Source organism: Kitasatospora sp. NPDC059646 (genome assembly GCF_042734615.1).
Lineage (GTDB): Bacteria > Actinomycetota > Actinomycetes > Streptomycetales > Streptomycetaceae > Kitasatospora.
The window spans coordinates 65,159-71,808 of the sequence record NZ_JBHWDS010000043.1; the positions used below are offsets into that span (position 1 = coordinate 65,159).

Here is a 6,650-nt window from a genome sequence, read left to right on the forward strand (position 1 = left end):
CCGGGAATTGGCCGGAAACCGCCTGCCGTCCGGACCGGACGCCGGGCTGCCGCCCGGCCGTCGACCCGGCGGACCGCCTCAGACGTCGACCTCGACGAAGGTCCGCCCGGCCGGCTGCGCGCTCGCCGAACCGCCGGTCGCCTCGGCCAGCCAGGTGTGGAACTCCGTCACCTCCGGCTCGGGGACGCCCACTTCGATCCGCACCCCGTCCGGCAGGTACTCCAGCCCCGCCACCGGGTAGCCCGCCGCCCGCACGTCGTTCTCCAGCCGCCCGGCCCGGGTGTGGTCCACCGTCACCGACAGCAGCGCGACCGGCCGCCGCTCCAGCAGCCCGATCTCGTCCAGCGCCTCCGACACCGCAGCCCCGTACGCCCGGACCAGCCCGCCCGCGCCCAGCTTGATCCCGCCGAAGTACCGGGTCACCACCGCGACCGTGTCGGTCACCCCGCGCCGCCGCAGCACCTCCAGCATCGGCACCCCCGCCGTCCCGGCCGGCTCCCCGTCGTCACTGGACCGCTCGCGCGGCTGCTCCTCCCCCACCACGAACGCCGTGCAGTTGTGCCGGGCGTCCCAGTACTGCTTGCGGATCCCCGCGATGAACGCCTGCGCCGCGTCCTCGTCCGCGACCCGCGCCAGGTGGCAGATGAACCGGGACTTCTTGATCTCCAACTCGTGGCTGCCATCGCCCCGGACGGTCAGGTACGGCTTCGGGCTCGGCTCGGCCATGACGCTGGTGCTCTCCGCTGTCGCTCTCCTACCCGGCACCACCGCGCACAGCAGCCACCGGCCTCACCGCCCAGCCTAGTGCCGGCCCGGGCGGATCCCGCCGGGCCCGGAGGCTCAGCGGCCGGCCAGGGCGTGCAGGCGGGAGCGGTCCAGGCCGGTGCGGGCGGTGATCTCGGCGGGGTCGAGGGCACCGCAGTCGAGGCCGCGCAGCAGGTGGCCGGCGAGGGCGCGGGCGGTGGCGGGCTCGTCCAGGACGGCGCCGCCGGCCTTGGCGAGGTAGGCGGTGAGCCGGGCGCAGGCGGCGTCCAGGCCCTCGCGGTAGAAGGCGTAGACGGCGGCGTAGCGGGTGGGCAGTTGGGCGGGGTGCAGGTCCCACCCCTGGTAGTAGGCGCGGGCCAGCGAGCGGCGGACCAGGCGGTGGTGCAGCCGCCAGGCGGCGTGCACCTGCTCGGCGGGACCGGTCGGCAGGACGTTGGTGGAGCCGTCGGAGAGCCGGACGCCGGTGCCGGCCGCGGCGGCCTGCATGACGGCCTTGGCGTGGTCGGCGACCGGGTGGTCGAGGCTCTGGTGGGCGGCGCCGACCCCGCAGGCGGCGCTGTAGTCGTAGGTGCCGTAGTGCAGGCCGGTGGCACGGCCCTCGGCGGCGTCGATCATCAGCGCGAGGGTGGCCCGGCCGTCCGGGCCGAGCACGGCCCGGGTGGTCTCGATCTGGATCTCGAACCCGAGCCGCCCGGCGGGCAGCCCGGCCTGCCGCTCGTAGTCCTCCAGCAGCCGCACCAGCGCGGTGACCTGGGCGGTGTGACTGACTTTCGGCAGGGTGAGCAGCAGCCCGTCGGGCAGTCCGCCCTCGGCCAGCAGGGTGCCGAGGAACAGTTCGAGGATGCGGATGCCGCGGGCCCGGACGGCGGCCTCCAGGCACTTGGTGCGGATGCCGAGGTACGGCGGCGCGCTGCCGTCGGCGACCGTCGCGGCGACCAGCTGCGCGGCCCGCACCGCCGCGGCGTCCTCCTCCGCGTCGGGGCGCGGGCCGTAGCCGTCCTCGAAGTCGATCCGCAGGTCCTCGACCGGTTCGCGCGCCAGCTTGGCCCGCACCCGGGCGTGCACCTCGGCGAGCAGTGCGTCGTCGGCCACCCCGAGCGCCCGGGCCAGCCGCCCGGGCGTCCCGGCGTGCTCGTCGAACACGGCGAGCGCCTGCGCGCCCCACTCGCGGACGGTGTGCGCCCCGAACGCGTCGGCGGGCACGTACACGGTGTGCACGGGCTGCCGGGCGGCCCGCTCGCCGGGGTAACGGCGCGTCAGTTCGGCGTCCACCGGCGTCAGCAGGGACTCCACCGCGGCGCGGGCGCCGGCGGAGAAGGTGACCGGCGCGGCCGGGCCGGCCTCGGGGGGCTGCGACATCCTGGGCTCCTCCGCTCACCGCACGCGTTCGACGAATGGTGCGGTGAAGGTAGTGCGGGGCCCCGGAGGCGTCAATGGCCGCCCGCCGGAACGGGCGGACGGCCATCACGCCGGGTGCGGAGCAACGGGAGAACCGATGCGGCGTCGGCACCGGCCGCCGGCGGTCACTCCCGGCCGGACAGGATGTACCGCTCCTGGAGGTCCCGCCAGACCTTCTCGACGTCCTTCACCGACACCCCGCCGTCCGGCCGCGAGCCCGGCACGCCGCGCTGCGACAGGTACTCGGCGAAGCGGCGCTCGTCCGGCTGGTGCTGGTTCGTCTCCATGTAGCTGACCAGCGCGTCGAAGCACTCGTCCGGGTTCAGCGGCTCCACCCCGCCCGCGAACGGCCGACGCGCCGGGGTCTCCTCCGCGCCCTCGTCGAACGGCAGCGTCTCCGCCTCCATCATCGCGTCCAGCCGGAGCGGCCGGCCGCCCAGCCGGATCGGCTCGGCCTCCTGCCCCGGCGCCGCCTGACGGCCGCTCGGCTCCGCCGGCCGCGGCTGCGCCCCCTGCGGCCGGACCGGGCCGCGACCGTTCGCCGCTACCCGCTGCTGCTCCGCCCCGGCCGGCCGGTAGCCCTCCGGGTAGCCGCCCCCGGCGGGGTGTCCCTGCTCCTGGTAGCCGTGCTCCTCGTAACCCTGCTCGTCGTAGCCCTGGTCCGGGTAGGCCTGCTCGGGGTAGCCGTCCGTCGGCTGGTAGCCCGACTGCGGACGCTCCTGCGTCGCGGCGTCCTGCGGACGCGGCGCCTTGAACCACGGCGACGCCTGGCCCGGCACCCGCGCCGTGTGCACCTGGTCCGGCTCCGCCACGTGCGAGCGCACCGGACGCGCCGTCCACACGTTCACCTCCGAGGACGGGTCGACCACCGGCGCGGCCTGCGCCGCCGCCGGGTCCTGCTGGTCCCGCAGCCGCACGGCGGCCAGCTTCGCCAGCGTCGGCACCGCGACCGCGGCGGACACCGGCGGCACCGCCGGCTGCTGCGACTGCTTCGGCTGCCCCCCGGGTGCGGCCTGCGCCGGCACCGGCGCCTGGCCCGGCACGGGCCCCTGCGCCGCGACCGGAGCGGCGAGCGCGGCCGGCTGACCCGGCGTCACCTCCCCTGCCACCGGGGCCGTCCGCTCCGGCTGCACCGACTCCCCGGCCTCGACCGCCGCACCGCCGGGCACCTGCAGCGGACCGTCGATCCGGTCCAGCACCGTCGGGTCCAGCGGCACGCCGTACTTCGCCAGCTTCAGCGGCAGCAGCGCCTGGAACGGCGCCGACCGCCGCCAGCCCCGCCCGTACCGGAACCGCAGCTGCGCCCGGTACACCAGCCGGTTCTGCTCCAGCCGCACCGTCTCGTCGTAGGACCGCAGCTCCCACAGCTTCATCCGCCGCCACAGCCGGAACGTCGGCACCGGCGACAGCACCCAGCGCATCAGCCGCACCGACTCCATGTGCCGGTCCGCGGTGATCGCCGCGATCCGCCCGACCGCGTGCCGCGAGGCCTCGACCACGACCACGAACAGCACCGGGATCACCGCGTGCATCGCCATGCCCAGCGCGTCGCCCCAGGACGCCGCCGCGTTGAACGCGATCGTCGCCAGCGTCAGCAGCCAGGCCGTCTGCCGCAGCAGCGGGAACGGGATCCGCAGCCAGGTCAGCACCAGGTCCAGCGAGAGCAGCACCACGATGCCCGCGTCGACGCCTATCGGGAAGGCGTAGGCGAAGGCGCCGAAGCCCTTCTCCAGCGCCAGGTCCCGCACCGAGTTGTACGACCCGGCGAAACCGATGCCCGAGATCACACACGCGCCGACGGCCACCACGCCCAGCAGAGCGCGGTGCGCACGGGTAAGGGAAGGACGTGCCATTCGATGATCAACCCCTGGGACTCGGCAGCTGCCGTATACGACCTGTAGCCGCCGAGTACACGTCCCCGCCCGGGGCGCATCACCACGTGACAACGCGATACTGATGCGCCGTTGACAGACTCGGCCCACCGGATACTACTCGTACGGGCGTTCACCCCTGTCGCCAGGCCGGACCGGCACCACTCCTCCACTGGTCCACACCACCGCGTACACCGTCCGACCGCGGGCGCGGCCCGCCCGCCGACCCCACCCGCCGGGCGGACAGCCGCAGTTCGCCGCACGGCCGCGTCGGTGCCCCGGCCACCGCCCCCGCCCCCGCTACCCGGCGGGCGGCCGCTCCGCCGCGCCGTTGAGGTACGCCAGGACCGCCAGCACCCGCCGGTTGCCGTCCTCCGTCGGCGACAGCTCCAACTTCCCGAAGATGTTCGCGATGTGCTTGGCCACCGCCCCGTCACTGATCGTCAGTCGCGCGCCGATCGCCGAGTTCGAGCACCCCTCGGCCATCAGCCCGAGCACCTCCCGCTCCCGCGGCGACAACCGCTGCAACGGAGCCGAGCCCGCGTTGTGCTGCAACAGCCGGCCGATCACGTCCGGATCCATCGCCGTCCCTCCGGCCGCCACCCGCCGCACCGCGTCCACGAACTGGTCCGCGTTGAACACCCGGTCCTTCAGCAGGTAGCCCACGCCGCCGGTGCCGTCCGCCAGCAACTCCCGCGCGTACAACTGCTGCACGTGCTGCGACAGCACCAGCACCGGCAGACCCGGTATCTCCCGACGGGCCGCCAGCGCCGCTTGCAGCCCCTCGTCCGTCAGCGTCGGCGGCAGCCGGACGTCCACCACCGCGACGTCCGGCCGCTCCGACAGCAACGCCGCCAGCAGGTCGGGCCCGGTCTCCACCGCCGCCGCGATGGTGAACCCGTGGGCCTCCAACAACCGCGTCAGGCCTTGGCGAAGGAGGTAGAGATCCTCGGCGAGGACAACGCGCACGGCAGCTCCATCGTGATGGTGGTCGGCCCGCCCACAGGACTGTCGAGCGAGATCACTCCGTCGAACGTACCCAACCGCTTCTCGATCCCCCGCAACCCGCCGCCGGCCTCCATCCGCGCACCGCCGTGCCCGTCGTCCGTCACCACCACCCGCAGCCGGCCTGCCCGGTGCAGCACATCGACCCACACCTGCCGGGCTCGCGCGTGCTTCGCCGCATTCACCAGCAGCTCGCTGACGCCGAAGTACACCGCCGTCTCCAACGACGCCTCCGGCCGCCCCGGGAGACTGACCGTCACCTCCGTCGGCACCACCGAGGTCAGCGCCAGCTCCCGCACCGCGTCCGGCAGGCCGCGCTCGGCGAGCACCGGCGGGTGAATGCCCCGGACCAGGTCCCGCAGCTCCTGCAGGGCCTTCGCCGAGGACTCCCGGGCCTCCGCGAGCAGCTCCCGCGCCGCCGTCTGGTCACTGCTCATCAGGTGCTCGATCGTCCCCAGCGTCAGCCCGATCGCCACCAGCCGCGCCTGCGCCCCGTCGTGCAGATCCCGCTCGATCCGTCGCAGCTCCGCCGCCTGGGAGTCCACCGCGACCGCCCGGGTCTCCGTCAGATGCGCCACCCGCTCGGTCAGTTGCGCCCGGCTCTGCCGCGGCCCGCCGCCCAGCACGCGGGACGCCACCTCGTGGTGCGCCCGCACCGCCCAGGGCATCGCCAACAGGCCCACCGCGACGCCGGACCCACCGATGATCGCCGAGCACAGCAGGTTCACCCCCTGGTGGCTCAGCCCGAAGAACTGCCGGTGGTCCACCGGCACCGACGCGACGAACACCAGCCCGCTCACCACCGCCGTCATCGGCACGCCGATCAGCGCCAGCACCCCCAGCGGGTTGACGAACAGCCACAGCGCCTCACGCCGCACCTGCCGATCGCGCAGCACCCAACCGACGAACTGCACCAGCCGCGCGACCCCCTCCTTCTGGTGGTACGAGAATCCCGTCCACCAGAACCCCCGTTCGTCCCGCTCCAGCGGCGGCCGCGGCGAGTACACCACCCGCCACGGCTCCCCCGAGGACCGCTCCACCCGGCGACGCGTCCACTCCGCACCACGCCGGACGCACCAGTACGCCGACGCCAGAGCCACCAGCAGGGCGGCCGGGACCACCAACGGCAGCCCGCCGTCGAGGAACCGATCCAGCGTCACCCCTGTGAACACCGCCGCCACCACCGGCACCACCGGTGCCGCGCCGGCCGCGACCGCCATCACCACCGCCTGCCCACCGGCTCGCAACCCCACCCGGGCCCGCGCCTCCGCAACGGACCTGACGGCCGCACCGTCGAACCACGCTGTCGTCGCCAAAGAACCCAACTCCCCGAGAGTCGATCGCCGTCCCCAAGAACGCTCTCAGTCTCCCCGCGACGCCCGGCCCCGCGCATTGGCCGTGCCACCCATCTTTCAGGTGGACCTAACTCCACCCTGCGCACTGGTGACAGACCCAGGAAAATGCCCCGGAAACGCGAGAAAGCCCCCCGCCGTGAGGCGAGGGGCTTTCCCAGAAAAATTGTTCGGCGGCGTCCTACTCTCCCACAGGGTCCCCCCTGCAGTACCATCGGCGCTGTGAGGCTTAGCTTCCGGGTTCGGAATGTAACCGGGC

Annotated in this window: 5 protein-coding genes and 1 rRNA gene; all 6 read right to left on the reverse strand. The window is 74.3% G+C overall.

The features are described 5' to 3' along the window. Window positions 1-78 precede the first annotated feature (78 nt). Window positions 79-726 carry a YigZ family protein gene (locus ACFV1L_RS26450; protein ID WP_380370114.1) on the reverse strand — a complete coding sequence of 216 codons (648 nt, stop codon included), beginning with the start codon at window positions 724-726 and terminating at the stop codon, window positions 79-81. Between the two features lie 114 nt (window positions 727-840). Further along, window positions 841-2,124 carry a DUF6986 family protein gene (locus ACFV1L_RS26455; protein ID WP_380370116.1) on the reverse strand — a complete coding sequence of 428 codons (1,284 nt, stop codon included), beginning with the start codon at window positions 2,122-2,124 and terminating at the stop codon, window positions 841-843. A 164-nt stretch (window positions 2,125-2,288) separates the two neighbouring features. Then, window positions 2,289-4,016: a DUF2637 domain-containing protein gene (locus ACFV1L_RS26460; protein WP_380370119.1), complete on the reverse strand. Its 1,728-nt coding sequence runs from the start codon at window positions 4,014-4,016 to the stop codon at window positions 2,289-2,291. A gap of 318 nt (window positions 4,017-4,334) precedes the next feature. Further along, window positions 4,335-5,003 carry a response regulator gene (locus ACFV1L_RS26465; RefSeq protein ID WP_380370122.1) on the reverse strand — a complete coding sequence of 223 codons (669 nt, stop codon included), beginning with the start codon at window positions 5,001-5,003 and terminating at the stop codon, window positions 4,335-4,337. Further along, complete coding sequence (locus tag ACFV1L_RS26470; RefSeq protein WP_380370124.1) at window positions 4,955-6,292, reverse strand: sensor histidine kinase; 1,338 nt, start codon at window positions 6,290-6,292, stop codon at window positions 4,955-4,957. The genes ACFV1L_RS26465 and ACFV1L_RS26470 overlap by 49 nt, the downstream gene beginning before the upstream one ends. A gap of 267 nt (window positions 6,293-6,559) precedes the next feature. After that, window positions 6,560-6,650 (reverse strand): 5S ribosomal RNA (gene rrf / locus ACFV1L_RS26475); the annotation flags it as partial.